Below are 1,320 nucleotides of genomic sequence, written 5' to 3' on the forward strand. Positions count from 1 at the left end.
TTGTTGCGTAGTGCTTGGTGACCAGGACGGCTGGGGCACCAATAGGTTGTCAAAGGCCGAGTCGATTTTGGGGACTGGGATGTCCCAAAATCTATCACGAGGCCGAAGACACGCTTGCTGTCCGTTTTCTTCTGCCATATCAGGCGCCTTTTGCGGTATCCAGTTCAGCCCTGTCAGCAGTTCGCGATTCGCCCAATGCCAGTCTGACCAGAAAATGGACTGGGCAACGAGCGCCGCCGGACCTTCGATATGCAGATGGGTATCGCGCCAGGGACTGAGCTTCCTGTCCAATCCAAGGTATTCATCGCCGATATTCAAACCGCCTAACCAGGTTTCCTTCCCATCCACCACCATGATTTTTCGGTGATTCCCGAAGTTGATCTGAAACCGGTTCATATCTCCCTGGGTAGTGTTGAAAGGTGCGATACCTATCCCGGCGGCCCGAAGTTCTCCCAGTTGAGTTTCGGTGATCTCACGACTGCCCAGTTCATCGTACAGGACATACACCGACACACCTGCCTTCGCCCTGTCGATCAAAAGCTCCATGAACCGCTTGCCCGTGGAATCTGCACGAAGAATATAAAACTGAAACAGGATATAGGAGCTCGCCCGTTTTATACCTTCTTCCAGGCTCTTGTAGGTAGCTCTCCCATCCACGAGCAGCTCTACGCGGTTTCCTTTCAGAAAAGGAGACGTGGACAGCCGGGTAATGGCCTTGTATTCAGGAAAGTCATCCGGAACATGCACGACAAAAGGAGCAAACTCCTGATGTATTTTTTTCTTGTCCTCCTCGATGATCAGGTTGGTGTCTTTCAGGGCATCGACATACCCCTGAAACTTGCTGCGGCCAAACACCCAGTACGCCGGTACCGCGATCACCGGCATGATGTTCAGGCTGACTACCCATGCAATGGCTCCCTCGCTGCCAGCCATGGAGAGCGAAGCGAAGGCTGGTAGACCCCAGTAGCCGCGAGGCCGCACTGTTTTCCCGGCGTGCCTTGCGCCAGAGGGAAAACAAAGTAGGCCTCCGAACGCGGCGTCCAGTCATTGGGAGCCAAGTACGGAGCAGCAACGAGCTTGCGAAGTTGTTGCGTAGTGCTGGGTGACCAGGACGGCTGGGGCACAAATAGGTTGTCAAAGGCCGAGTCGATTTTGGGGACTGGGATGTCCCAAAATCTATCACGAGGCCGAAGACACGCTTAGATGGACTTGATCATGGCCAGACTGATGGGGTCCTTGTCCATATCCTGCACGAACTGCCCGTCAATTTTCAGGAAATCGACGGGCAGATCCTTCAGATAACTGTAGGAAGACATACCA

At 53.8% G+C, this 1,320-nt stretch carries 2 protein-coding genes and 1 pseudogene; all 3 read right to left on the reverse strand.

The features are described 5' to 3' along the window. Window positions 1–933, reverse strand: a 933-nt coding sequence (locus ACOCD2_RS20260; protein WP_419592443.1) for a phospholipase D-like domain-containing protein, incomplete at its 3' end; no start/stop codon positions are given. Then, window positions 900–1,124 carry a hypothetical protein gene (locus ACOCD2_RS20265; protein WP_293653938.1) on the reverse strand — a complete coding sequence of 75 codons (225 nt, stop codon included), beginning with the start codon at window positions 1,122–1,124 and terminating at the stop codon, window positions 900–902. The genes ACOCD2_RS20265 and ACOCD2_RS20260, both read right to left, overlap by 34 nt. A 78-nt stretch (window positions 1,125–1,202) precedes the next feature. After that, window positions 1,203–1,320: pseudogene (locus ACOCD2_RS20270) on the reverse strand (EAL domain-containing protein); the annotation flags it as partial.

It is taken from the genome of Thiolapillus sp., assembly GCF_048562965.1.
In the GTDB taxonomy this organism is placed as follows: Bacteria; Pseudomonadota; Gammaproteobacteria; order Chromatiales; family Chromatiaceae; genus Thiolapillus; species Thiolapillus brandeum_A.